This window comes from Pseudomonas sp. LBUM1670 (assembly GCF_059695695.1).
The window spans coordinates 4,032,433-4,055,642 of sequence record NZ_CP166783.1 but is presented as its reverse complement, the minus strand read 5'-3'; the positions used below and the strand labels follow the sequence as shown (position 1 = coordinate 4,055,642).

Below are 23,210 nucleotides of genomic sequence, written 5' to 3'. Positions count from 1 at the left end.
GTATCCGGTATCGCCGTAAAAGTTACAACTCTTTAACGGTACGAACCTGATCCTTGTTGACGCGGGTTTTCTTGCCGTCCAGTTGCTCGAACTCATAGAAACCAGAGTCGTCGTCGTATTTTGGCGAGTCGACGGCCTGGATTTCGCGACCGTCATTCAAGGTGATCACAGCAGGCGAGGAGCAACCTGCAAGGGTCGCGAGGCCCAGTGCGAGCATGAAAGAGGCGAGGGTCCGGTGTGTCATGGGTGTGTCTCCGAATAGGAATTCTTTTGGTTACTGACCGTCAGACGTATACAACGCGCGCAAGTTCCTTGGCTAGTGTCAATCTGACACGGTGTTGTGAGCGCTCAGCAGTTCCGGAGTATTGAGGTTGGCCAGGCGAGGATCGTTGTCAGGGCATTGCAGGGCCGTAGCGCCCAGTTTGCGCATGAGGCGACCCGGGCTGCGTTCGCCGTCCTGCCAGGCCCTTTCGAACGCTTCGCTCAGGGCCACGGGGATGATGCAGAGCAACGGTTCCCAGTGCTCGCCATGACGCAACATCATGGGTTTGTCCGGGTGCTGGCTGGCAGCTTCGCGCATGCTGTGGAGCAGCGCGGCATCGATGCGCGGTACATCGCACGGCAACACCATCATATATTCATGGCGAGCGGCCTTCAGGCCTGCACAGATACCGGCCAAGGGCCCCGGAAAGTCACCTTCGTCGTCATGGACCAGCCGGTCGGCGTAGGGCGCGTACTTTTCCAGGTTTCTGTTGCAGGAGATGATCAGGTCATCGCTCAGCGAGCGGGTTTTGCGATGAAGATGTGCAATCAGCGGCTCCCCCTGCCACTCGATCAACCCTTTGTCCTGACCGCCCATGCGTTGGCCGCGACCACCTGCCAGGAGCAGAATGGAGCAGGGTGACAACTGTGTATTCAGGGTCATGGCAGGTCTCCATGGGGGCGGCAAAAAAAGGGGGCGCTGTGATATAACACCGGGCTGTTTCTCCTACAACTGGACGAGCCTATGAACGCCAAGGCTGATGTACCTTTCGCGCCGCTCAACATCGCGGTGCTGACGGTCAGCGATACCCGTACCCTGGAAACCGACACGTCAGGCCAGGTCTTTGTTGACCGCTTGAGCGCTGCCGGACATAATCTGGCCTTCCGGGTTCTGTTAAAAGATGACCTCTACAAAATTCGCGCGCAAGTGGCCAACTGGATTGCCGACGATGTCGTGCAGGTCGTGTTGATCACCGGCGGCACCGGCTTCACGGGGCGCGACAGCACCCCCGAAGCGGTGAGCTGCCTGCTGGACAAGCAGGTCGACGGCTTTGGTGAGCTGTTCCGCCAGATATCGGTGGCGGATATCGGCACCTCCACTGTCCAATCCCGTGCCCTTGCCGGACTCGCCAACGGCACGCTGGTGTGCTGCTTGCCGGGCTCGACCAACGCCGTGCGCACAGGCTGGGATGGCATTCTTGCCGAGCAACTGGATTCCCGGCACCGACCGTGCAATTTCGTTGCTCATCTGAAACAGGCGGCTCCCTGTGAATCCCGCGGGTAAGCCAGGCAAGACAGGCAGCCTGATGGCCGTCGAGGTGGCACTGGCGCGCTTGCTGGAAACGGCGGAAGCCACGCCGATTACCGAGCGTGAACGCTTGCCGTTGGCGCAGGTTCAAGGCCGGGTGTTGGCCGCCGACCTGGTCTCGACACTTGATCTGCCACCGTGGCCCAACAGTGCGATGGACGGGTACGCCCTGCGCATGGCCGACTGGACGGGAGAGCCGTTGTCAGTCAGCCAGAAGATTTTTGCAGGTAACGCTCCGCAACCTTTGAAGCCCGGCACCTGCGCGCGAATCTTTACCGGTGCGCCTGTTCCAGAAGGTGCCGACTGTGTCGAGATGCAGGAAAACGCCGAGGTCCTGGCCGATGAGCGAGTACGTTTCATCGAGGCCCTCACGTCAGGACAAAACATTCGGCCACAAGGCCAGGAAGCCACTGTCGGCGAGCTGATTCTGGCTGCGGGCACACGCCTTGGGCCGATCGAGCAGGGGCTTGCTGCATCACTGGGATGCGCCGAGCTGGATGTGATTCGCAAGGTGCGCGTTGCGGTACTCTCCACCGGTGATGAACTGGTTGAGCCGGGTCAGGCGCTGGGGCCGGGCCAGATCTACAACAGCAACCGAGTGTTGCTCTGCAGCTGGTTGCAGCGTTTGGGCTGTGAAGTGATCGACGCCGGCATTCTTCCAGATAACCTTGAGACGACTCGTGCTCGCCTCGGCGAGTTAAAGGATGTCGACCTGATACTGTCGACCGGTGGCGTATCGGTAGGTGAAGCCGATTTTCTGGGCATTGCCCTGCGGGAAGAGGGCGAGCTCACGTTGTGGAAACTCGCGATCAAACCGGGCAAGCCGCTGACGTTCGGACACTTTCGTGGGGTACCGGTGATCGGGTTGCCCGGTAACCCGGCGTCGACCCTGGTGACCTTTGCCTTGTTGGCGAGGCCCTATCTCTTGCGCCGTCAGGGTGTAAAAGACGTTGAACCCTTGAAGGTGCGAGTGCCGGCAGGATTTGTCTGGCCCAAGGCAGGCAATCGACGCGAGTACTTGCGAGGACGTATGGAGAACGGCCGGGCAATCATTTACAAGAATCAGAGCTCGGGTGTGCTGCGCAGCGCTGCGTGGGCCGATGGTCTGGTCGAAGTGCGGGAAGATTGCACGCTGGTGGAAGGTGACAGCGTAGGCTTCATCCCGCTGAGCGAAGTCCTGGGCTGATCCCTGCCGCACACCTGTCACACAAACCCGGTTCATCGAGCCGGGTTTTGCGATTATGGCGTCCTCTTATCGAGCGAGAAGTGCCACCAACTGGTCAAAACGGCTGTTGGCGATCCATCCCAGAAGTCCGAGAACCACGGCTGTGCCGCCGGCTGAGTAGGCGAGTCTGTGTTTGATGGATTTGACGTCACCCCGGACTTCTTCCATGTCTCTACGGATGTACTTGAGGTGCGTTTCCAGCTCAACGACACGAGGTTCCATTTCAACTTCTCCAGTGGGTTTTGCGCATTTATTGAATTCGGCTTGATAGCTGGCCCGCCTTTCTGCGAGCGGTGTGACCGGAGTAACCGGTAACCTGATGTCATGGCTTTGCATGATACGTCCCTGTAGTTCCTGCTGAAGACTGATAAACCGTACCGTCAAGTTGTACCAATCAGAGTGGGGGGTCAATTGAGCCGATTCCTCAGGTTTTGTAAGAAAAAATCCCGCCTTGTAGGACCTCAATGCCGCTCGACTTGAAATAATTCATTTTTTTTCGACTTTTATAGGGCCCAACGGGGTCACATTTCCCAAACGGAATTCAATCATGGGAGTGATCACAATGGGCGAACGCAAGGCACTGTTGATCCTGCACGGCAAGCAAGCGCTCAACGAGGAAGTCCGGGCAGCCGTCGAAGAACGGCGCGCACAGGGCTGGGAGTTGGCTGTTCGACTGACCTGGGAGGCCGGCGACGCACAGCGATTGGTCGATGAAGCGCTGGCGGCAGGCTATACGCAACTCATCGCCGGCGGTGGTGACGGGACGTTGCGCGATATTGCCGAGGCCATGGCGGCGCATTCGACGCAGACCAGTCTGGTGTTGATGCCATTGGGCACCGCCAACGATTTCGCCCGCGCTGCCGGTGTGCCTCTGGAACCCGCTCAAGCCTTGAATCTTCTGGACGCCGAACCGCGTGCCATTGATCTGGGCGAGGTCGGAGGACAGGTATTCCTGAACATGGCCACGGGCGGTTTCGGTAGCCAGGTCACGGCGAACACCTCGGAAGACTTGAAAAAAGTGCTGGGGAGCGCGGCTTATCTGTTCACCGGCTTGTCACGCTTCAGCGAGTTGCATGCAGCCTATGGTGAGCTGCATGGCCCGGATTTTCAGTGGAGTGGCGAGCTGCTGGCATTGGGCATCGGCAACGGCCGACAGGCGGGCGGTGGTCATGTGCTGTGCCCGCACGCACTGGCAGATGACGGTCTGCTGGATATCAGCATTCTGCCTGCACCACAGGAAGTGGTCGGGACCTTGAAAAGCTTGCTCGCCGATGGCTTCGGTATCGACAGCATGTTTGTGCGCGCCCGCTTGCCATGGGTCGAGATCAAGGTGTCGGAAGGCCTCTTCATCAACCTTGATGGCGAACCGCTGGAAGGTGAGAGCCTGCGCTTCACGGCGCGCCGGGCGGCACTGCGGGTGCATTTGCCCGAGAATTCGCCGCTGCTGAGTGTTCCGGCAGCGATCAATCGTCCAGGCTGATGATTTGCTCACGCACGGCGAACAGGACCAGGCCTGCCACATCGTAGATCTGCAAGCGTTTCATGATCTGCGAGCGATGGGTTTCAACCGTCTTGATGCTAAGGGCCAGGCCGTTGGCGATTTCCCGGGTGGATTTTCCGCGAACAATCAGCCGCAGGATTTCCAGCTGGCGCGCTGTCAGGTTGTGCGAGTCGGCGGGTTCCGGCTGGTGCTTCTGGTTCCGGGTCAGCGCCTGGTTGATAACGGTATGGGCAATGGCCGGGCTCAGGTAGCGCTCGTTATTGCGCAGGGCCTCCAGCGCATGTTCAAGTTCGGTGGCCGTTGTGTCCTTGAGCAGGTAGCCGTGGGCGCCGGATTCCAGTGCCTGCATGATGAGCGCCGGGTCGGTGTGCATCGAAAGGATCAGCACTTTGCTTTGCGGGCGTACTCGCTTGAGTTGCTGCAAGGCTTCAAGGCCTCCGGTTTCCTTCATGGAAATATCCAGCAGCACGATGTCCGGGGACAGTAGCTTGACCATCTCGAGCAACTGCGAGCCGTCATTGGCTTCACCGATTACCGCGTAGCCGGGAATATCCAGCACCAGAGCGCGCACGCCAGCCCTGATCAGCGAGTGGTCATCCACCAGAAGTAAGTTACAAGTCAATGCATAACCTTATTCGTACTGGCCCGTTCCAGCGCACGTGGCGCCCACGGGAAAAGAGCTTCGATTTGAGTGCCTTTACCCGGCTCGCTGGTCACGCGCAGGGTGCCGCCCAACTGGTCGATCCGTTCCGACATCCCGGCCATTCCACGTTGTCCCTCACGGCCGGGATCTGTCGCCGGCGCGAAACCCAGGCCGTCATCGCTGATCAACAGCGTCAGGCCTTGAGGCTGGCGTTGCAGGCGTACCAACAGATTTTTCGCTTCGGCATGGCGCAATATATTGGTCACCGCTTCCTGGGTGATTCGGAAGGCCGCCACGGCCATTTCTTCCGGTATACCGGTCAATCGTGAATGGCACTCCAGGCTCCAGTGCACCGGCGTATTGCTCAGTGTCTTGAGCAAGTGCGCACGCAGGCTCGCTTCCAGCCCAAGGCTGGTCAGCTGCCTGGGATTGAGAATGGCCGATACATCACGAACTTTGGTCAGGGTTTCTTCCAGCGTGTCGCAGAGCGTCGCGCATTGATCTTGCAGCTCTTCGGGCATACGGCGTTTGAGCCATTCACTTTGAAGTTTTGCCGCGGTCAGTAACTGGCCGATATCGTCATGCAGTTCCCGACTGAGCCGGTGACGTTCGTTTTCCTGAACCTTCAGTAATCGGTCGGCCAGCTCCTGGGGTTCGAACTTTATAGACTTGCGCGAGAGGCAATGCTGCACCAGGACGCAAGCCAGCGCCGCAATATTGAGCAGCAGCAGACTTAGTGGCAGTCGAGTGGACAGGCAATAGATTGCCAGACTGCCGAGCGCCGAGCAGGTGCACAGCAACAGCGTGAACCGGCGCGCGTTTTCTCGGGAGGGTGGCCATATGGTGATTGACTTGAGGCTGGCGTACATAGCGGATGGAGCCAATGGATGTTCGCTGCGGGCAGACCGGTCATTTTGACTGACGGGTCTCTGTCTGACTCACTCTGCCATTAATTGACGTCAACTAATGGTCGGCATAATACCACTTAAGATACCGTTGGTCGCGTTCGGTATATATGTCCGTACAGTCAGGAAATAAAGGATCTGGGCATCAGTTCCACAATGGAAAAGTTTGCTGGCAGGGGAGGGTTATTTGTATTGGGTTGTCGTTAACAGATATGAAGTATTCAATTGCGACATGAGCGTGCTCAAGTTACAGAGTGCTTCATGACAATAAGAATACGAGCCATCGCATAGTTATCAGGAAAATTAAGCTTGGCGTTCCGAAAAAGAAACGAGCCTGAACGGTTTTGAATGTGCGGGTGGCTGAAACCGGCTTTGTCCGACCTGAAAGGCAAAGGCCTCGATCAGCGATGTCTGTTCGCTGTCATCCAGGCTGAGCTGGCCGGTGTTTTGATCGATCAGTTCGAGCTGCCACGCCATCAAGGTGAAACAGTCTTTCAGCGCGCTCAGCGCCTGATCATGCAGGTCTACATGATTCTGGGCATGATTGAGCAGGCCATGAATGTGCAGCGAAAACTCCGAAACCGCGAGCAGCGCGAGGGCATCGGCCTTGCTGGCCAGTTTGAGCAGGGTGCTCATCATGCAGTCGATGGCGTCCTTGTCGTTGTTGATCAGTTGCAAATGACTCAGGCATTCCTCGGATTTGGCCAGGAGCGTTTCAGCCTCGACGAGAAATTCCGGGAGCCGCTGGGCCCACTCTTTACGGTCGTTCGGCATGCTTATCTCCACAACGTCATGTCAAATGAGGGAATGTCGTGTGTGTCGGCGAGGACGATCAGGGGCCCGGCGTTGCAGTCCCGTTGTGAGATCGCGCTCCGGCCGGCCCGGATGCGGACGAGGGAGTTCGAGAGGGTGGATGGCCACTGACCTGCGATCGCACACAAAAGCCTGACTCCGTTCATGCAATGAGAATGGCGTCACATTAATGGCTATTGGATATCGCGAATATCAGGTTGGGCCTGATTGTTACTAGGGGAATCCCTTACGCACGGGAACCTGTCGTGCCGACCGTGGTCGCGCCGCAGGGATTGAAGCAGATGAAATCGAGGTGGGCCAGTAAAACATGATGTTAATGTGACATCAATGCCTGCGCGTGGCATTTTGTACGGGGGTCAAGGTCCGGAAAAAGCGGCCGATAACCCTTTTTAGTGAATTCATAAGAACAAGCCCAGGAGTCATTGATGGCCGGCATTCTCGACACGGTAGACCAACGCACGCAACTGGTGGGTGAGAATCGCCTGGAGATTCTCATGTTCCGGCTGGCTGGGCGGCAATTGTTCGCGATCAACGTTTTCAAGGTACAGGAAGTGTTGCAGCTGCCGAAGCTGACCTTGATGCCCCAGCGCCATCCGTTTGTCTGCGGTGTGGTCAACCTGCGTGGCCAGACGTTGCCGGTGATTGACCTGTCCCAGGCCATCGGCATGCGTCCGCTGGTGCCGAGCCCGACCAGTACAATCATCGTCACCGAGTACAACCGTTCGGTGCAGGCGTTCCTGGTCGGCGGCGTGGACCGCATCGTCAACATGAACTGGGAAGCCATTCTGCCGCCGCCGACCAGCGCCGGTCGTCAGCATTACCTGACCGCCATCAGCAAGGTCGACGATCAGTTGGTGGAAATCATCGACGTCGAGAAAGTCCTGGCCGAAATCGTCCCGTACAACGCCAAGGTGTCCCGCGACAAGCTCGACGATCCGGTACTGGAACGCGCCCGTGGCCGCGAAGTGCTGCTGGTGGACGACTCCAATGTGGCGCTTTCGCAATTGCGCGACACCCTCGGCCAGTTGGGCGTGAAGATGCACATCGCCAGCGACGGCTTGAAAGCGCTGAACATGCTCAAGGGCTGGGCCGATACCGGTGTGAACATGACCGACAAACTGCTGATGATCTTCACCGATGCAGAAATGCCGGAAATGGACGGCTATCGGCTGACCACCGAGATCCGTAACGATCCGCGTCTGCGCGGACTTTACGTCGTGCTGCACACGTCGCTGTCCGGCAGCTTCAACGACTCGATGGTGAAGAAGGTCGGTTGCGACAACTTCCTCTCCAAATTCCAGCCGGACAAACTGGTCGACGTGGTGCGCCAGCGTTTGATGCTCGACGAAGTGCCAGCCTGATCACGCTACAGTCCTTGTAGGTGCGAGCTTGCTCGCGATGGTCTTGAAAGCACCGCGTTTAGTCAGAGAGGGCGCGTCATCGTTAACGACCATCGCGAGCAAGCTCGCTCCTACAGAGGATTTTGATCTTTGATTCAATGAGCAAGCTCGTATAGGGTGGCGTTTTGCCTACCAGGGAGCTGGCCATGCTGCGTCTGAGCGCGCTTTATCGTTTTCCGTTGAAATCCTGCAAGGGCGAGCCTTTGCAACAGGTCGGCCTCGACAAACTGGGTCTGGACGGAGATCGACGCTGGATGCTGGTGGACGAGGCCAGCGGGCGCTTTCTTACCCAGCGTGTGGTGGGGCAGATGAGTCAGTTGTCGGCGTTGTGGAACGCTGGCGGTGGCTTGACCCTCAGCGCTCCAGGCCACTCGCCGATCGATATTGCCTTGCCCGCCAGCGACGCTGAACTACGCGGTGTGACGATTTTCAAAGACAGTCTGCGCGTACCCGATGCCGGTGACGAGGCGGGGACCTGGGTCAGTGAATTCATCGGCAAACCGACACGCCTTGTGCAAGTACCGCTGGATCGCGCTCGCTCCACACAGGCGGGGTACGGAAAGGATGACGATCAGGTGGCCTTCGCCGATGGTTTCCCGTTATTGCTGATCGGGCAGGCGTCTCTTGAAGACTTGTCGCTGAAAGTCGGCCGCACGCTGGAGATGCTGCGCTTTCGACCGAATCTGGTCATCGAGGGCAGTGAGGCGTACGCCGAGGATGGCTGGAAGCGTATCCGCATCGGCGATGTCGAGTTCCGCGTGGTCAAGCCGTGTTCGCGCTGCATTCTGACCACCATCGATCCGCAAACCGGCGAACGCAGCGATGATCGTGAACCGCTCGCGACCTTGCAGAAATACCGTGCTCAGGCAGAGGGCGCGATGTTCGGTCAGAATCTGGTCAACGATGGCAATGGCCAGCTTGAAGTCGGCATGCCGGTCACGATCCTGGAATAAACGCCTCAGAATGAAAAATGCCCGTGTCCTTGAACACGGGCATTTTTTTTGCGCTGTGAAAACCCGGGGTTTTAGCCGCGATATTCGCACAGGTAAGCGGTGTCGACGGCCACTTTCAGCTGGAACTTGCTGTTGGCAGGCACGTTGAACTGGCTGCCAGCGGTGAAGGTTTCCCAGTCGGTGCTGTCCGGCAGTTTGACGGTCAGGGCGCCGGTCACCACGTGCATGATTTCACGCTGGCTGGTGCCGAATTCGTATTCGCCCGGAGCCATGACGCCGATGGTCGCCGGACCTTCAGCGGTGCCAAAGGCGATCGACTTGACGGTGCCGTCGAAGTACTCGTTGACTTTAAACATGGGCGATTCCTCGAAAAGGGCTAAAAAGGGCCGGCCAGTATGCACAAGGCTCTTGGCGGCGTCACCTCTCTAGAAGGGCAGAACCAGCGGTAACAGACGCGCTGTATTGCGCGCATCCTCGAGCGCCCGGTGCTGCTGGCCGGTGAACTGCATGCCCGCCAGTTGCAGCGCACCGTTGAGCCCCAGCGGGCGTTCCAGGCGTCGGGCCTTGGCAAAGCGCTGCTTGAGGTTCATGTGCGGCACGCGGCTCAGTTGGCTGTCGAGTTGCAGGCGCTGCCATTCCTGGAGCAGTTGTTTACGGTCGTAATCGCCCCAACTGGCCCAGCCTTCCAGCCGCGAATGATGCTGGCCGAGCCAGCGCTCGAAGGCCGGCCAGACCTCGGTCAGCGGCTGTGCGCTGTCGATATTGGCCTGTGTGATGCGGGTCAGCTCCCGGCAAAACGGCGTGAGCAGGGGCCGGCGCAACGGGCGCACGAAGCGCTGGAAATGATCCAGCTCCCGACCTTGGCGGTCCACCAGCGTGGCACCGATTTCGATGATTTCCATTTCCGTAACCGGCCAACCCCCTTCATCGGTGGTGGCTTCCAGATCTATCACCAGCCAGTGAGGCATTGCAGGGTTCCTGGTATCCGCATCCTGATAGGGCTTGAGCGTAGCCAAACCCGGCGGATCCGCCTAGCGGGTTATTCGACCTCCAACAAAATCTGACGATTTTTCACCTGGTCGCCGACCCTGACCTGCAAGCGCTTGAGTACGCCGTCGATGCCTGATTTCAGCGGATGCTCCATTTTCATGGCTTCCAGCACCACCAGTAGCTGGCCTTTGCTCACTGGGCTGCCCTCAGTCACCAGCACATCGACGATGGCGCCATCCATCGGTGCCTTGAGCGTGCCGGAGCTGGCGCTGGCCTCGCTGCTGACCAGTGCCTGTGTGCAATCCTTCAGCCGCAGACTTCCGGGACGGGTGAAGAGCCAGAGTTGCCCGGCGTCGAGACGGTAGGCATGACGCTGGCGGATGCCTTCGATGTCCAGGGTGGCCCAGCGTCCGTCGCACTGGATGACGCTCAGTTCGAAGGCCTGCCCGGCGACTTGAATCCGGTACGGTTCGCCCGGCACCGCGTTCAATTGTACCGGCCAGTCCTGATCCTCCTGGCCGATGCGATAGTGCAGCGGCACACTGGCGTTATTGCGCCAACCGGCGAGCGCGGCGGGATGAGCCAGCGCTGAAGCCTGGTAGAACAGCGCAGCAGCGATCGCCAGTTCTTCGGCGCTGGGTACGTGAGGGTGCAGGCAGGGATGGTCGGCAAAATACGTCGGGATGAACCCGGTGTTGAACTCGCCGCGGATGAATTGCGAATGCTCCAGCAGGCTGGCAAGCAGGCGCTGATTACTCGCCAGGCCCAGCAGCACGCTGTCCTGCACCGCTCGCAGCAACTTGCGCCGGGCCTCTTCACGGGTGGCGCCGTGGGCGATGATCTTGCCCAGCAGCGGGTCGTAGAACGGGCTGACGTTCTGACCTTCGATCAAGCCATGATCGATCCGTACACCGCCCTGCGATGCCGGTTCCCAGGCTGTTATCCGCCCGGTTTGTGGCAGAAACCCCCGGGTCGGGTCTTCGGCATACAAGCGCACTTCCATGGCATGGCCGGTGAGTTGCACCTGCTCCTGGCGCAACGGCAACGGCAGCCCTTCGGCGACGTGCAGTTGCCAGGCCACCAGATCGAGGCCGGTGATCAGTTCCGTTACCGGGTGTTCCACCTGCAACCGGGTGTTCATTTCCAGAAAGTAAAACTGTCCGCGCGCATCCAGCAGAAATTCCACGGTGCCAGCGCCGACGTAGTTCACCGCGCGACCGGCCTTGAGCGCTGCTTCACCCATGGCCTGACGCAGTTCGGCGGTCATGACCGGGCAGGGCGCTTCCTCGATGACTTTCTGGTGGCGGCGCTGGATCGAACAGTCGCGTTCGCCGAGGTAGATCAGGTTGCCCTGGTGGTCGCCGAACAGTTGAACCTCGACGTGCCGCGGGTCGATCAACGCTTGTTCGAGGATCAGCTCATCGCTGCCAAACCCATGCAGCGCTTCGGAGCGTGCGGTGCGGATCTGCGCCAGCAAATCACTGACCTCGTGCACCAGACGCATGCCCCGTCCGCCACCGCCGGCACTGGCCTTGATCATCAGCGGAAAGCCGATGCGTTCGGCTTCGCGGCTCAGCGTCGCATCATCCTGCCCGGCGCCCTGATAACCTTTGATACACGGCACACCGGCTTCGAGCATGGCGAGTTTCGACAGGCGCTTGCTGCCCATCAGTTCGATGGCTTCGGGGCTGGGGCCGATAAAGGTCATGCCGACGTCTCGGCAGGCACGGGCGAACTCGGCGTTTTCCGAGAGGAAACCGTAGCCGGGGTGGATCGCGTCGGCACCGGTGCGGCGGGCGGCGTCGAGGATGGCCGGGATGTTCAGATAGGATTGTTGCACCGGGGCCGGGCCGATGTTGACGGCTTCGTCGGCGATCTGTACGTGCAGCGCGTCAGCATCTGCGTCGCTGAACACGGCGACGGTACGGTAGCCCAATGCCTGGGCGGTGCGCTGGATGCGACAGGCGATTTCACCGCGGTTGGCGATGAGGATTTTTTTTAGGGTGGGCATGAGGGGCTTCGCTCAGGTTGTTCGGTGAATTTGAGGGCCTTTCGCGGGCAAGCCTCGCTCCTACAGGTACGGTGGTGACTGTAGGAGCGAGGCTTGCCCGCGAAGCTATTAAATGGCCCACCCCGGTTTACGCTTCTGCACAAAAGCCATCGTGCCCTCGACGCCTTCCGGCCCGGTCACTGCCTCACTGAACCACCCGGCCGCCTCATCCAGCAACGCGTCCGACGGCTGTCCTGCACTCGCCAGCAACAGCTTTTTGGTCGTCGCATTCGCCTCCGGTGCGCAGCACAGCACATGGGCCAGAATTTCATCGAGACGCTCGGCCAGCGCTTGTGCGTCATGCTCGACAAAATGCACCAGCCCGATGCGCCGTGCCTGTGTGCCATCGAATCGCGCCGCGGTGAGTGCCAGCCGTCGAGCCTGGGTCAAACCGATGCGCTGAACCACGAACGGCGCGATCTGCGCGGGCAGCAAGCCGAGGCTGGTTTCCGGCAAACCGAATTGCGCCTGATGATCCGCCAGGGCGACATCGCTGACGCACGCCAGCCCCAGACCACCGCCGAGCACCGCGCCTTGCAGCACCGTGATCACCACTTGCGGCGCGTGTTGCACTTCCTGCAACAGCGCGCCAAACGCCCGGTTCAGATCGCGGTAGGCCGACGGTCCTTGAGCACGGGCATTGGCCATGTCCTTGATGTCGCCACCGGCGCAGAAGTGCCCGCCGGCACCGCCAATGACCAGGGCCCGAATCTCACGGTCATCGCGCACTGCCGACAGCACCGAACGCAAATCGGCGACCATCTGCAAGCTCATGGCATTGCGGCTTTCCGGGCGGTTGAGGGTGATGTGCAACACGCCGTTATGCGGTTCGAGCAATAACGTCTGGCAAACCGGCAGGGTGCTCATTTCTTTTTCCCCGGCAGGATGCCCATGAGTTTGCAGATGATCCCCAGCATGATTTCGTCGGCGCCGCCGCCAATCGATACCAGTCGCACGTCGCGGTAGGCACGGGCCACCGGGTTGTCCCACATGAAGCCCATGCCGCCCCAATATTGCAGGCAGCTGTCGCTGACTTCGCGGCCCAGGCGCCCGGCCTTGAGTTTGGCCATCGACGCCAGACGCGTGACGTCCTGACCTTTGATGTATTGCTCGGTAGCCTGATAGACCAGTGCCCGCAGGCATTCGATTTCGGTTTGCAGCTCGGCGAGGCGGAAGTGAATGACCTGATTGTCGATCAGTGCATTGCCAAAGGTTTTGCGTTCCTTGCAGTACTCGATGGTGCTGTCGATGCAGTATTCCAGGCCCTTGATCATGTTCGCGGCGCCGAACAGACGCTCCTCCTGGAATTGCAGCATCTGCATCATGAACCCCGCGCCTTCATGACCGATGCGGTTGCGTTGCGGTACGCGCACGTTGTCGAAAAACACCTGGGCGGTTTCCGAGCTGCGCATGCCGAGCTTGTCCAGGTGCGAGCTGAGGCTGATGCCGGGGGTGTTCATCGGCACCATGATCAGCGACTTGTTGATGTGCGGCTTGTCGTCCGAGGTGTTGGCCAGCAGGCAGATGAAATCGGCGCTCGGCGAGTTGGTGATCCACATCTTGCTGCCGTTGATCACGTAGTCATCGCCGTCCTTGCGGGCGGTGGTTTTCAAGCCGGCCACGTCGGAACCGGCACCGACTTCCGACACGCCGATGCAACCGACCTGTTCGCCGCTAATCGCCGGTCGCAGGAACTCTTCACGCAGTTCATCGGAACCGAAACGCGCCAGCGCTGGCGTGCACATGTCAGTCTGCACGCCGATGGACATCGGGATCCCGCCGCAATGGATGGTGCCGAACTCTTCGGCGGCGACGATCGAATAGCTGTAGTCGAGCCCCATGCCGCCAAATTTTTCCGGTTTGGAAATCCCCAGCAAGCCGAGTTCACCGGCCTTGCGGAAGATGTCGTGGATCGGAAAACGCCCGGCCTTTTCCCATTCCCCGACGTGCGGGTTGATCTCGTGCTCGACGAATTGGTGAACGGTGCGGCGCAGTGCTTCGTGTTCCTGGGTGAAGATCATTTTTATTGTTCTCCTCTGGCCGGTTCAGAACCGGGCTACGCCATAACTGTTGGTTTGCAGTGGCCGCACGTCGGCCTCATGACAGATGTCCAGCAAGTAACCGAGCAAGGTCCGGGTATCCCGGGGATCAATCAAACCGTCGTCCCACAGATTGGCGCTGCCATACAGCGCGGTGGACTGGCTGTCGAGTTTCTGCGCGGTGACCTGCTCCAGCATGTCGAGCATTTTCGGGTCAGGCACCAGGCCGTCCTTGAGCTGTTTGGCCTCGGTGACGATCCGCAGGACCTTGCCGGCCTGAGCACCGCCCATCACCGCAGTGCGGCTGTTGGGCCAGGCGAAGATGAAGCGCGGGTCGAGGCCGCGGCCGCACATCGCATAGTTGCCGGCGCCATAAGAGCCACCGACAACGATCGTCAGTTTCGGCACCCGGGCATTGGCCACCGCCTGGATCATCTTGGCGCCGTGCTTGATCACGCCTTGTTGCTCCGACTCGGTGCCGACCATGAACCCGGTGGTGTTGTGGAAGAACAGCAGCGGCGTCCGGCTCTGGTCGCACAGCTGAATGAACTGTGCAGCCTTGCTTGCGCCTTTGGGCGTGATCGGGCCGTTGTTGCCGATGAACCCGCACGCGCGACCCTGAATCTGCAGATGACCGCAGACGGTCTGTTGATCGAACTCACTCTTGAACTCGAGGAAGTTCGAACCGTCGGCAACTCGCGCGATGATTTCGCGCACGTCATAGGGTTTTTTCGGGTCATCCGGGATCAGCCCGAGCAGTTCATCGATGGGGTACAACGGTTCTTCCCATTGGCGCTCGGGTAACCAGGACAACTGATCATTCCATGACAACAGCCTGACAATCTCCCGCACCTGACGCACGCCATCGGCATCGTTCTCGGCCAGGTATTCAGCGGTGCCGGCGGTTTGCGCATGCATCTCGGCGCCGCCCAGTTCTTCATCGGTGGCGACCTCGCCGGTGGCAGCCTTGAGCAAGGGCGGACCGGCGAGAAACAGCTTGGCTTTGCCACGCACCACCACCACGTAATCCGACAGTCCAGGCTGATACGCGCCGCCTGCCGTGGCCGAGCCATGGACCACGGTGATCTGTGGCAAGCCCATCGCCGACAGCCGCGCCTGATTGGCAAAGCAGCGTGCGCCTTCGACGAAAATCTCCGCTGCGTAATTAAGGTTGGCGCCACCGCTTTCGGCGAGGGTGATCACCGGCAGTTTGTTTTCCATGGCGATCTGTTGCAGGCGCAGGGACTTTTTCAAGCCACTGGGAGAAATGGTCCCGCCCTTGATCGCGCTGTTGTTCGCTACGACCAACACTCGAACGCCGGACACATAACCGATCCCGGCGATCAAGCCGCCGCCCGCCGAGCTGCCGTCTTTGTCGTCATGCAATTTGTAGCCGGCCAGGCTTGCCAGTTCAAGGAACGGCGCACCGGGGTCGAGCAACAGGTTAAGGCGCTCACGGGGCAGCAATTGCCCGCGCTTGTCAAACTTGGGTTTGGCTTCGGCCGCTTTGTTCAGCAGGTTTTGTTCAAGCTGCCGAACCTGCTCGATACCGGCCAGCATCGCTGCACGGTTCTGGGCGAACTGTTCGCTCAACGGGTCGACTTGCGACTGAATCACCGGCATGACTTATTCCTTGTCCTTGAGCACTTCGGGTCTAAGCACTTCTGGTAAATAGGCGCGGTGGAAACCGTTGTACGACTCACTGTTCGTCGCCTTGTGGATCGGCCATGCCCGACCGCCAAGGCTGGCGGCACCGTCGATGCGCAAGGTGCTGCCACTGACAAACGCCGCAGCCGGGCTGAGCAGGAAAACGATCGCCGCACTGACTTCCGATTCGGTGCCGATGCGTTTCAGTGGCACGTGTTCGCGCAAGGTCGGAATCACCGCTTTGAACGCGCCTTCGTAAGTGTCCATGCCGCTGGAAGCGATCCAGCCCGGCGCCACCGCGTTGACCCGCACCCCCGCGTAACCCCATTCGAACGCAGCGGTCTTGGTCAGGTTGTCCATGCCCGAGCGCGCCGCGCCCGAGTGGCCCATGCCGGGCATGCCGCCCCACATGTCGGCGAGCATGTTGACGATGGCGCCGCCGTGTTGGCTCATGGATTGGTTGAAGACTTCCCGGGCCATCAGGAAACCGCCCACCAGATTGGTGCGCATCACGGTTTCGAAACCCTTCTGATTGATCGAGGCCAGCGACGAAGGGAATTGGCCGCCGGCATTGTTGACCAGTCCGTGGATCGGGCCGTGCTTGCGGATCAGTTCGCTGACCAGATGCATGACTGCGTCTTCGTCGCGAATATCGCAGGTCTGCCAATCGGCCTTGCCGCCATCCTCGACAATTTCGGCAGTCACGGATTTCAGTTTGTCGGCATTGCGCCCTATCAACAGCACATGGGCACCGAGCGCCGCCAGTTCATGAGCGGTGCAACGGCCGATGCCGCTGCCGCCACCGGTGACGATGATGTTTTGGCCGGCAAACAGATCGGCTTTGAAAATCGAATCGTAGGCCACGGCGGCAATCCTCTAGTTGACCTGGTCGGCGATGCGCTGAGGCACCGGAATCTGGATGTCCAGCAGTTGTTGGGCAAAGGCTTTGCCTTGCGGATCGATCCGCAGACTGGCCACGCCGCCCCCGCCCAGGGCGTTTTCCAGCAGAAAATTAAGGCTGTGGGTCGTGGGCAGATACCAGCGCTCGACGCGGCCGTGAACCGGGTCGAGCACGTGGCTCATCCAGTCGACGATCACTTCCGGGGTCAAGGCTTCGGCGATCCACGGCAGGTACTCCGGCTCGCGGGCCATGACCCCGATGTTGCTGTGATTGCCCTTGTCACCGGAGCGCGCGACCGCCAGTTTGATCAGCGCAACGCTGGCATCGGCGCGACCCGTGGGTTTCGGTGGGTCGAACGGCACTGGCAGGTCCGCGGTGACGAGCGCGTCGAGGGCGGGCAGGGCGCACGGGTGACGCTGACCGTTCAGATCAATGTCCAGCGTGCAGGCGCTTTTGTCGATGAGGAACGAGAACAGCCGGATCAGCGGATACACCGTCGGCCGCCCGCCGACGATCCCGGTCAGCCCCGGTGCCATGCCGGTGGCGGCCTGGGCGATTTCCCGCGAGAACACGATCAACGCCTGCTTGTTCGGGTGGCGCACGGCGAGTTTGATCACCACTTCGCGACTGTCCTGACGCTGGCCATGCGGGCCGTAGGTCGCCTCGCTGCCGAGCAGTTCAATATTGACTTCGCTGTAGGGCGCCCAGCCGCGCTGGCTGAACATTTCCGAGGTCTTGTTGATGATCGCTTCGCTGACACGACGGGCCTTGTCGACCGCATCGATCCCGGCGATCAGGCAACTGGCGGTGCAGCGGAAACCGTCCGGATACGTGGCACTGACCTTGTACTGACCGGTCGGCGGCAAACCTTTGGCGCCGTGCACCCGAACCGCGTTCCTGCCTTGTTGCTGAAGTTTGACCTGAGTGAAATCGCAAACCACGTCGGGCAAGAGATAAGCCTGCGGGTTGCCGATTTCATAGAGCATTTGTTCGCCGACGGTGAGGGGCGTAACCAGGCCCCCGGAGCCTTCGGGTTTGCTGACAATGAACTGGCCATCGGCGCTGACTTCGACGATGGGAAAACCAATGTGTTCGTAATCGGGCACGTCGCGCCAGTCGGTGAAATTGCCGCCGGTGCACTGGGCGCCGCATTCGATGATGTGGCCGGCCAGGGCGGCTTGAGCAAGTTTGTCGTAGTCGTGCCAGGACCAGCCGAATTCATGCACCAGCGCAGCACTGACCACGGCGCTGTCGACCACGCGCCCGGTGATCACGATGTCCGCGCCCAGACGCAAGGCTTCGACAATGCCCGGCGCGCCGAGGTAGGCGTTGGTGGAAACGCACATCGGCGGCAAAGGGGCGCCGCTGAACATTTCGTGGAGGCCGCGGCTGCTCAGCTGTTTGAACTGCGGTTGCAGATCATCGCCCAGCAGCACGGCAATCTTCAGCGACACGCCGGCCGTGTCGCAAGCCGCTTGCAGCGCGGCGGCGCAGGCGTGTGGATTGACGCCACCCGCGTTACTGATGACGCGGATTTTCTGTTCGGCGAGTGGCCCCAGCAGAGGGCTGAGGACTTCGATGAAGTCGCTGGCGTAGCCGGCCTGTGGGTCTTTCATCCGCGCACCGGCCATGATCGACATCGTGATCTCGGCCAGATAATCGAATACCAGGTAGTCCAGATGCCCGCCTTCCACCAGTTGCGCGGCGGCGGTCGAGGTGTCGCCCCAGAAGGCGCTGGCGCAACCGATGCGAATCGTTCCAGGCACAGCCCTTTCCATAGCCACCTCCGACAGATGCGTATCGAGACTACCAAGCAAGCGCTTGGTTTGTAAACGACTGAAATATCTTCGGCCCGAGCGCTTGCTTGGTTGCCATTGTCAGCTTAAATTGCCCGCGCAACCCCGCTGTTTTAGCGGTGAATAGGACTGTAGGAGAGAACGGGTGGACGAGCAAAAAGCCCTGAAGGTCATGCGCGAACTGGTTGACAGCGGCCAGTTGACCGATCCGGACAGCGCCCGTGGCAAACTGCTGCAATTCGCGGCTCACCTTTTTCGCAATAAAGGCTTCGAGCGCACCACGGTACGCGATCTGGCCGGCGCAGTGGGCATACAGTCGGGGAGCATTTTTCATCACTTCAAAAGCAAGGACGAGATCCTGCGGGCGGTGATGGAGGAAACCATTCGCTACAACACCGCGTTGATGCGTGCCGCGATCGCCGAAGCCGATAACGTGCGCGAGCGCGTGCTGGCGTTGATTCGCTGCGAATTGCAGTCGATCATGGGCGGCAGCGGCGAGGCCATGGCGGTGCTGGTGTATGAATGGCGTTCGTTGTCCGAAGACGGCCAGGCAAGGGTCCTGGCACTGCGCGACATCTATGAAGACATCTGGCTGAAGGTGCTGGGGGAAGCCAAGGACGCGGGATTCATCCGCGGGGACGTGTTCATCACCCGCCGTTTTCTGACCGGTGCGCTGTCCTGGACCACGACCTGGTATCGCGCGGACGGCAGCATGAACCTCGATCAATTGGCCGATGAGGCGTTGATTCTGGTGCTGGAAGAAGAACAATAGTGGCGCAGGACTGCAGAAAACTGGCTAAGTGGCCGAAACCGCCTAGCTTGAATGGATTGATGCGTATTTTTTGGGGAGTGAGTAGTTTGATGTCTTCGCCAATTCGGATGGCCTCGCGGCTTTTGCTGGCGGCGCTTGCGGCGTTGTGGGTATTGCCGTCCCCGGCTGCGCAGCTGGTGCGGGTCGGTGCCGCGCATTTCCCGCCTTATACCGTGCGCCCGGAATCCGGTGCCGACACCGGTCTGTTGCCGCAGCTGGTCGAAGCGCTCAATGCGTTGCAAAACGACTATCAGTTCGTGCTGGTGCCGACTTCCATTCCGCGACGCTTCGGTGACTTCAAGCAGGGGCGGGTGGACATGGCAATTTTCGAGAACCCGGGCTGGGGCTGGAAGGACATTCCCCACACCAGCGTCGACATGGGTCTGGAGGACGCCGAGATTTTTGTCGCACAACGTGAACCGAATCGTCAGCAGAACTATTTTGCCGACCTCACCGGCAAGCGGCTGGCGTTGTTCAGCGGCTATCACTATGAATTCGCCAATTTCAATGCCGACCCGAAAGTCCTCGCACAAAACTACAACGCCACGCTGACCTATTCCCACGACAGCAACCTGCTGATGGTGCTGCGCGGGCGTGCCGACATTGCCCTGGTGACACGCTCTTACCTGAGCGATTACCTGCTGCGCAACGAGAAAGTCGCTGACCAGTTGCTGGTGTCCCAGCGCATCGATCAGGTCTATCACCACTACGCCATTCTTCGTCCCGAGGCACCGATCAAAGGCGAGGCATTCGGCAAGTTGCTGCAAGGATTGCGCGACAACGGCCAGATGCTGAAGATTTTCGACCCTTACAAGATCGCGGTGGTGCCGGTTCACCAGGATTGACGGAGAAAGCTTCCACTCCATGAAAGAAGCCGTCACCCATTCGTCGTAATTCCTGCTTTCAGGTGATCACACTGTCAGTTATGACAGTAGACGTTCGAATGAGCTCACGGTTAGATGACTTTTCAGTGCTGGACCCGTTGATGGTTGGCACCTCATTCAGAAAAGGCATCTGCCATGTCTAATCACCCATTGAAGTCTGTGCCGCGCCTTCCACTTCCTTCTGTTCCGCAGGCTGTCGGCAAGGTACTGACCCTGCGTAAACAGGATGGAGCACCCGGTATCACCGTTAAAGTGGCGCGGTGGCGGAATATTGCGTTCGGTCAGCTGACCACTTTACATGTCTGTGGGCACGCTTCCGACGGCTCGATAATTATGCTGCGCATCGTTGACGGCGAGCCTCTTACGGAGGAAGAAGCTGAGGCTGGTTGGTGTCGAATCATTAATTGGGAGCAACTGCAGGAGCTGGAACACGGCAGTGACATCACGTTTGTTTTCCAGGCCGTGCTGGAGGACGCTGAATGTGCTTGCGCGGAATTGTTTCCGCCGCTGAATCTTGAGATTCGGTGGGAATACGAAGATAGAACTACGTTCAGTGCGCAAGACGGGAAAAATGACTGGAATGGCTGGAAGAGGGGGGCGGCTGGTGCGGACCCCCGAGATCTGGTTGTCCAGCCGGATGGAAATAAATATGCACTGTATAACAATACATTTACCCACCAATCTGCTGGGATTGTGCTCTGGAAGAATTTCCTGGATTTGGAGGTGGGACGGAGTTACACCTTCGGAGTAAGCGTGCACCGTTATGTTTTCTTTCATGAAACTCCCCGTCTCTCACTCAATTCCGGAGCGCAAGTTATTGCTCCCGAGACCCCTATTACATCTCAGGCATGGCTGGAAGGCACGTTTACGGCAAGCTCATCGCAGGAGGTGTTGGAGATCGTCAGTCATGTCGCCTCCGGTAAAGGGAATGACTACATCATCACCGAAATCGTGGTTAAGTCATCCTGAGGTTTGCGTTGTTCGTCGCTAAATTTCCAAGTATGGCTCACGTTCCTCAGTTAACTGTCGACGAATCGTGAGCCTGACCCATGCCCAATCTGAATGACCTGACTGCCTTGGCGTTGCCGATCGGCAGTCGTCTTGTCGCTGATGAAACCGAAAGCCGACTGAGCCTGAGTCTCGACGCGCAGCCGCTGATTACGCTGCACCTGATGCGCGAACCGCAGCTGCAGGTGCGTCCCGAGACACGTATCGACACTCAGGCATTGTGGGCCGCCAGTTATTGGCTGTTTGCCCGTGATCCGGCCTGCCAGCACCTGACCTGGCACCTCGAAGAAGCTCCCGTCGAAGCCTTGCTCAGCGGATTGCTGGTCCGGACCGAAATCGCCGGCCAGTATCGCTGCGAGCGCACGTTGTTCTGGCAGTTGCCGCAGCCTTGGCTGGGGGCGTCGCTGACCGGCAGCTATCCGCAGCAGAGGGTCATCAGCGGCGGCAAACGTCATCCGTTGCGGCCAGTGAAGCCGCGCGGTGAAGTGTATCGGCGTTTCGATGCACGGTTGGGCGCGTGGATTTCCCTGCAAACGGTGGATATCGACCTCGACCTTGCGCGGTTCAACCGCTGGCAGAACAGCGCGCGGGTGGCGAGTTTCTGGCAGGAAGAGGGCAGCCTCGAACAGCATCGCGAGTACCTGGGCAAACTCGACGCCGATCCGCACACCCTGACGCTGATCGGCTGTTTCGATGATCAGCCGTTTGCCTATTTCGAAGCGTACTGGGCCAAGGAAGACCGCATTGCGCCTTTTTATGAGGCGGGTGATTACGATCGTGGCATTCACATGCTGGTCGGCGAGGAAAACCATCGCGGCCCGCACAAGGTGGCGAGCTGGTTATCCGCGTTGACGCATTACCTGTTTCTCGACGATCCCCGCACCCAACGGGTGGTCGCCGAGCCGCGCGCCGATAACGCGAAGATGATCGGGTATATGCAGGGTCAGCGCTTTTACTGCGAGAAAGAGTTCGACTTCCCGCACAAGCGCGCGGCGTTGATGGTGCTGGGGCGGGAGCGGTTTTTTGAGCGGTGTGTGTTGGCGTGATGCTTATGGCTCAAGATCCGTTGCGGTCTTGAGTCAGCCTTCGCGAGCAAGCCCGCTCCCACAGGTTCAGCGCTAACCCTGTGGGAGCGGGCTTGCTCGCGAATGAGGCAATAAGGTCTAGGATCTTATCGACGGGCAAAGCTATCCGCGCGACTGCCCGACACCTTGCGGCAATGCACCAACGCATCACGAATCATGAAGTTCACCAAGGTCGGCGAAACACCGAGCTCCTTGGCGATGTCCTTTTGCGGCACGCCGTGCAAACGGTACATCTCAAAGGCGTAGCGGGTGCGGCTCGGCAGCTCCGTCAGCGCGTCGGCGATGTGTTCCAGGGTCGAGAAGTTGATGTGCGAGGTTTCCGGCGAAGCGCCTTGAATCACCACGTTCAACCCTTCCTCCTCAGGCCCCGAATACTTCAGTTCCAGCGCCTGTTTGCGGTAGTGATCAATCGCCAGGTTGCGCACGATCTGGAACAGGTAACTGAGCTGAGCCTTGATCGAGGACGTGATCTGCGGCGCCGATTGCAGGCGGAAGAACGCATCCTGAACCACATCTTCGGCACGTGACCGGCAGCCGGTTATACGGGCAGCAATCTTGACCAGAATCAGTCGATTGTCGACGAATGCCTGAAGTAGCGGTGAATCGCACCTGCTTGTGGATACTTGTTCCGTCATGGAAATCACCTTGCTGCAAATGGGGTCGTGGGACGACAGGAGAAGAGGAGCCGTCCTACACATCGAGCGACAAATTATTCTGAATGATAATTATTGTCAATTGAGAAAGAGAACTAATGCTTCTCATTGGTGCAGAAGTGAGAACTGCGACACGCTGTCGCACGCGCATGAGGCAGCCGCCCCCTTTGACGATCACGCCGGCCGACTAATTATTTAAAGACGTCATCCGTTCTCATTGGTGAATGGAACAGCGCAATCCTCATCACCCTGTAGGAGCAGCCGGTCGACGCTCGATCGCTCGCGATGGTCGTCAACGATGGCGATGGGCGCCTGACACCCCGCGGCGTTCTCCTT

24 protein-coding genes are annotated in these 23,210 nt (G+C 59.5%); 9 read left to right on the top strand and 15 right to left on the bottom strand.

What is annotated here, in order from left to right:
- Window positions 1-22: 22 nt before the first annotated feature.
- Together ACA073_RS18350 and mobA are read right to left on the bottom strand one after the other, a co-directional pair.
- A complete protein-coding gene (locus ACA073_RS18350) occupies window positions 23-244 on the bottom strand; it encodes a YgdI/YgdR family lipoprotein (RefSeq protein ID WP_461953824.1) in 222 nt (73 codons plus the stop codon).
- 78 nt (window positions 245-322) lie between these two features.
- Complete coding sequence (gene mobA, locus ACA073_RS18345) at window positions 323-925, bottom strand: molybdenum cofactor guanylyltransferase MobA (protein WP_497398405.1); 603 nt, start codon at window positions 923-925, stop codon at window positions 323-325.
- Window positions 926-1,006: 81 nt separating this feature from the next.
- On the opposite strand from mobA, the gene moaB reads away from it, so the two are divergent.
- Window positions 1,007-1,546 carry a molybdenum cofactor biosynthesis protein B gene (gene moaB, locus ACA073_RS18340; RefSeq protein ID WP_461953826.1) on the top strand — a complete coding sequence of 180 codons (540 nt, stop codon included), beginning with the start codon at window positions 1,007-1,009 and terminating at the stop codon, window positions 1,544-1,546.
- A 22-nt stretch (window positions 1,547-1,568) separates the two neighbouring features.
- A complete protein-coding gene (locus tag ACA073_RS18335; RefSeq protein WP_497398403.1) occupies window positions 1,569-2,756 on the top strand; it encodes a molybdopterin molybdotransferase MoeA in 1,188 nt (395 codons plus the stop codon).
- Between the two features lie 66 nt (window positions 2,757-2,822).
- On the opposite strand, the gene ACA073_RS18330 is transcribed toward ACA073_RS18335, so the two are convergent.
- Window positions 2,823-3,131, bottom strand: a complete 309-nt coding sequence (locus ACA073_RS18330) for a hypothetical protein (RefSeq protein WP_497398401.1) — start codon at window positions 3,129-3,131, stop codon at window positions 2,823-2,825.
- A 226-nt stretch (window positions 3,132-3,357) separates the two neighbouring features.
- Here ACA073_RS18330 and yegS point away from each other — a divergent pair, with 226 nt between their 5' ends.
- Entirely contained in the window at window positions 3,358-4,275 is a 918-nt protein-coding gene (gene yegS / locus ACA073_RS18325; protein WP_497404141.1) for a lipid kinase YegS, read from the top strand.
- Here yegS and ACA073_RS18320 read toward each other — a convergent pair.
- The 3 genes from ACA073_RS18320 to ACA073_RS18310 form a co-directional block, all read right to left on the bottom strand.
- Window positions 4,259-4,918 carry a response regulator gene (locus ACA073_RS18320; RefSeq protein ID WP_497398399.1) on the bottom strand — a complete coding sequence of 220 codons (660 nt, stop codon included), beginning with the start codon at window positions 4,916-4,918 and terminating at the stop codon, window positions 4,259-4,261. The genes yegS and ACA073_RS18320 overlap by 17 nt on opposite strands.
- Window positions 4,915-5,808, bottom strand: coding sequence for a sensor histidine kinase (locus tag ACA073_RS18315; RefSeq protein WP_497404140.1), 894 nt, complete (start codon window positions 5,806-5,808; stop codon window positions 4,915-4,917). Before ACA073_RS18315 ends, ACA073_RS18320 begins: the two co-directional genes overlap by 4 nt.
- A 339-nt stretch (window positions 5,809-6,147) precedes the next feature.
- The gene (locus ACA073_RS18310) at window positions 6,148-6,618 is read right to left on the bottom strand and encodes a hypothetical protein (protein ID WP_497398397.1); all 471 of its coding nucleotides are present in this window, start codon (window positions 6,616-6,618) and stop codon (window positions 6,148-6,150) included.
- Window positions 6,619-7,082: 464 nt separating this feature from the next.
- Here ACA073_RS18310 and ACA073_RS18305 point away from each other — a divergent pair, with 464 nt between their 5' ends.
- Entirely contained in the window at window positions 7,083-8,018 is a 936-nt protein-coding gene (locus ACA073_RS18305; protein ID WP_008030297.1) for a chemotaxis protein CheV, read from the top strand.
- Window positions 8,019-8,203: 185 nt separating this feature from the next.
- On the top strand, window positions 8,204-9,010 hold the full coding sequence (locus ACA073_RS18300; protein ID WP_497398395.1) for an MOSC domain-containing protein: 807 nt from the start codon (window positions 8,204-8,206) through the stop codon (window positions 9,008-9,010).
- A 71-nt stretch (window positions 9,011-9,081) separates the two neighbouring features.
- Here ACA073_RS18300 and ppnP read toward each other — a convergent pair whose 3' ends face one another.
- The 8 genes from ppnP to ACA073_RS18260 all read right to left on the bottom strand — a co-directional run bounded on the left by ppnP (window position 9,082) and on the right by ACA073_RS18260 (window position 18,403).
- Window positions 9,082-9,366 carry a pyrimidine/purine nucleoside phosphorylase gene (ppnP, locus tag ACA073_RS18295; protein WP_497398393.1) on the bottom strand — a complete coding sequence of 95 codons (285 nt, stop codon included), beginning with the start codon at window positions 9,364-9,366 and terminating at the stop codon, window positions 9,082-9,084.
- Window positions 9,367-9,435: 69 nt separating this feature from the next.
- On the bottom strand, window positions 9,436-9,978 hold the full coding sequence (locus tag ACA073_RS18290) for a 3'-5' exonuclease (protein ID WP_497398391.1): 543 nt from the start codon (window positions 9,976-9,978) through the stop codon (window positions 9,436-9,438).
- A gap of 71 nt (window positions 9,979-10,049) precedes the next feature.
- Window positions 10,050-12,011, bottom strand: a complete 1,962-nt coding sequence (locus ACA073_RS18285) for an acetyl/propionyl/methylcrotonyl-CoA carboxylase subunit alpha (protein ID WP_497398389.1) — start codon at window positions 12,009-12,011, stop codon at window positions 10,050-10,052.
- Window positions 12,012-12,119: 108 nt separating this feature from the next.
- The gene (locus ACA073_RS18280; protein WP_497398387.1) at window positions 12,120-12,917 is read right to left on the bottom strand and encodes an enoyl-CoA hydratase/isomerase family protein; all 798 of its coding nucleotides are present in this window, start codon (window positions 12,915-12,917) and stop codon (window positions 12,120-12,122) included.
- The gene (gene atuD, locus ACA073_RS18275) at window positions 12,914-14,071 is read right to left on the bottom strand and encodes a citronellyl-CoA dehydrogenase (protein ID WP_497398385.1); all 1,158 of its coding nucleotides are present in this window, start codon (window positions 14,069-14,071) and stop codon (window positions 12,914-12,916) included. Before atuD ends, ACA073_RS18280 begins: the two co-directional genes overlap by 4 nt.
- Before the next feature lie 24 nt (window positions 14,072-14,095).
- Window positions 14,096-15,712, bottom strand: a complete 1,617-nt coding sequence (atuC, locus tag ACA073_RS18270) for a geranyl-CoA carboxylase subunit beta (RefSeq protein WP_497398383.1) — start codon at window positions 15,710-15,712, stop codon at window positions 14,096-14,098.
- A gap of 3 nt (window positions 15,713-15,715) precedes the next feature.
- Window positions 15,716-16,600: an SDR family oxidoreductase gene (locus tag ACA073_RS18265; protein WP_497398381.1), complete on the bottom strand. Its 885-nt coding sequence runs from the start codon at window positions 16,598-16,600 to the stop codon at window positions 15,716-15,718.
- Between the two features lie 12 nt (window positions 16,601-16,612).
- Complete coding sequence (locus ACA073_RS18260; RefSeq protein ID WP_497398379.1) at window positions 16,613-18,403, bottom strand: acyclic terpene utilization AtuA family protein; 1,791 nt, start codon at window positions 18,401-18,403, stop codon at window positions 16,613-16,615.
- 175 nt (window positions 18,404-18,578) lie between these two features.
- Here ACA073_RS18260 and ACA073_RS18255 point away from each other — a divergent pair, with 175 nt between their 5' ends.
- The 4 genes from ACA073_RS18255 (at window position 18,579) to ACA073_RS18240 (ending at window position 22,182) form a co-directional block, all read left to right on the top strand.
- Window positions 18,579-19,205 carry a TetR/AcrR family transcriptional regulator gene (locus ACA073_RS18255; protein ID WP_497398377.1) on the top strand — a complete coding sequence of 209 codons (627 nt, stop codon included), beginning with the start codon at window positions 18,579-18,581 and terminating at the stop codon, window positions 19,203-19,205.
- Window positions 19,206-19,294: 89 nt separating this feature from the next.
- Window positions 19,295-20,089, top strand: coding sequence for a substrate-binding periplasmic protein (locus ACA073_RS18250; RefSeq protein WP_497398375.1), 795 nt, complete (start codon window positions 19,295-19,297; stop codon window positions 20,087-20,089).
- A 174-nt stretch (window positions 20,090-20,263) separates the two neighbouring features.
- Entirely contained in the window at window positions 20,264-21,097 is an 834-nt protein-coding gene (locus ACA073_RS18245) for a sugar-binding protein (RefSeq protein ID WP_497398373.1), read from the top strand.
- 80 nt (window positions 21,098-21,177) lie between these two features.
- A complete protein-coding gene (locus ACA073_RS18240) occupies window positions 21,178-22,182 on the top strand; it encodes a GNAT family N-acetyltransferase (RefSeq protein ID WP_497398371.1) in 1,005 nt (334 codons plus the stop codon).
- Between the two features lie 125 nt (window positions 22,183-22,307).
- On the opposite strand, the gene ACA073_RS18235 is transcribed toward ACA073_RS18240, so the two are convergent.
- Window positions 22,308-22,856, bottom strand: a complete 549-nt coding sequence (locus tag ACA073_RS18235; RefSeq protein ID WP_497398369.1) for an RNA polymerase factor sigma-70 — start codon at window positions 22,854-22,856, stop codon at window positions 22,308-22,310.
- Between the last annotated feature and the right edge of the window lie 354 nt (window positions 22,857-23,210).

Excerpts from the sequence above, each read along its gene's own strand:
- ACA073_RS18350 (WP_461953824.1), bottom strand. The coding sequence starts at position 244 with ATGACACACCGGACCCTCGCCTCTTTCATGCTCGCACTGGGCCTCGCG.
- mobA (WP_497398405.1), bottom strand. The coding sequence starts at position 925 with ATGACCCTGAATACACAGTTGTCACCCTGCTCCATTCTGCTCCTGGCA.
- moaB (WP_461953826.1), top strand. The coding sequence starts at position 1,007 with ATGAACGCCAAGGCTGATGTACCTTTCGCGCCGCTCAACATCGCGGTG.
- ACA073_RS18335 (WP_497398403.1), top strand. The coding sequence starts at position 1,569 with ATGGCCGTCGAGGTGGCACTGGCGCGCTTGCTGGAAACGGCGGAAGCC.
- ACA073_RS18330 (WP_497398401.1), bottom strand. The coding sequence starts at position 3,131 with ATGCAAAGCCATGACATCAGGTTACCGGTTACTCCGGTCACACCGCTC.
- yegS (WP_497404141.1), top strand. The coding sequence starts at position 3,358 with ATGGGCGAACGCAAGGCACTGTTGATCCTGCACGGCAAGCAAGCGCTC.
- ACA073_RS18315 (WP_497404140.1), bottom strand. The coding sequence starts at position 5,808 with ATGTACGCCAGCCTCAAGTCAATCACCATATGGCCACCCTCCCGAGAA.
- ACA073_RS18310 (WP_497398397.1), bottom strand. The coding sequence starts at position 6,618 with ATGCCGAACGACCGTAAAGAGTGGGCCCAGCGGCTCCCGGAATTTCTC.
- ACA073_RS18305 (WP_008030297.1), top strand. The coding sequence starts at position 7,083 with ATGGCCGGCATTCTCGACACGGTAGACCAACGCACGCAACTGGTGGGT.
- ACA073_RS18300 (WP_497398395.1), top strand. The coding sequence starts at position 8,204 with ATGCTGCGTCTGAGCGCGCTTTATCGTTTTCCGTTGAAATCCTGCAAG.
- ppnP (WP_497398393.1), bottom strand. The coding sequence starts at position 9,366 with ATGTTTAAAGTCAACGAGTACTTCGACGGCACCGTCAAGTCGATCGCC.
- ACA073_RS18290 (WP_497398391.1), bottom strand. The coding sequence starts at position 9,978 with ATGCCTCACTGGCTGGTGATAGATCTGGAAGCCACCACCGATGAAGGG.
- ACA073_RS18285 (WP_497398389.1), bottom strand. The coding sequence starts at position 12,011 with ATGCCCACCCTAAAAAAAATCCTCATCGCCAACCGCGGTGAAATCGCC.
- ACA073_RS18280 (WP_497398387.1), bottom strand. The coding sequence starts at position 12,917 with ATGAGCACCCTGCCGGTTTGCCAGACGTTATTGCTCGAACCGCATAAC.
- atuD (WP_497398385.1), bottom strand. The coding sequence starts at position 14,071 with ATGATCTTCACCCAGGAACACGAAGCACTGCGCCGCACCGTTCACCAA.
- atuC (WP_497398383.1), bottom strand. The coding sequence starts at position 15,712 with ATGCCGGTGATTCAGTCGCAAGTCGACCCGTTGAGCGAACAGTTCGCC.
- ACA073_RS18250 (WP_497398375.1), top strand. The coding sequence starts at position 19,295 with ATGTCTTCGCCAATTCGGATGGCCTCGCGGCTTTTGCTGGCGGCGCTT.
- ACA073_RS18245 (WP_497398373.1), top strand. The coding sequence starts at position 20,264 with ATGTCTAATCACCCATTGAAGTCTGTGCCGCGCCTTCCACTTCCTTCT.
- ACA073_RS18240 (WP_497398371.1), top strand. The coding sequence starts at position 21,178 with ATGCCCAATCTGAATGACCTGACTGCCTTGGCGTTGCCGATCGGCAGT.
- ACA073_RS18235 (WP_497398369.1), bottom strand. The coding sequence starts at position 22,856 with ATGACGGAACAAGTATCCACAAGCAGGTGCGATTCACCGCTACTTCAG.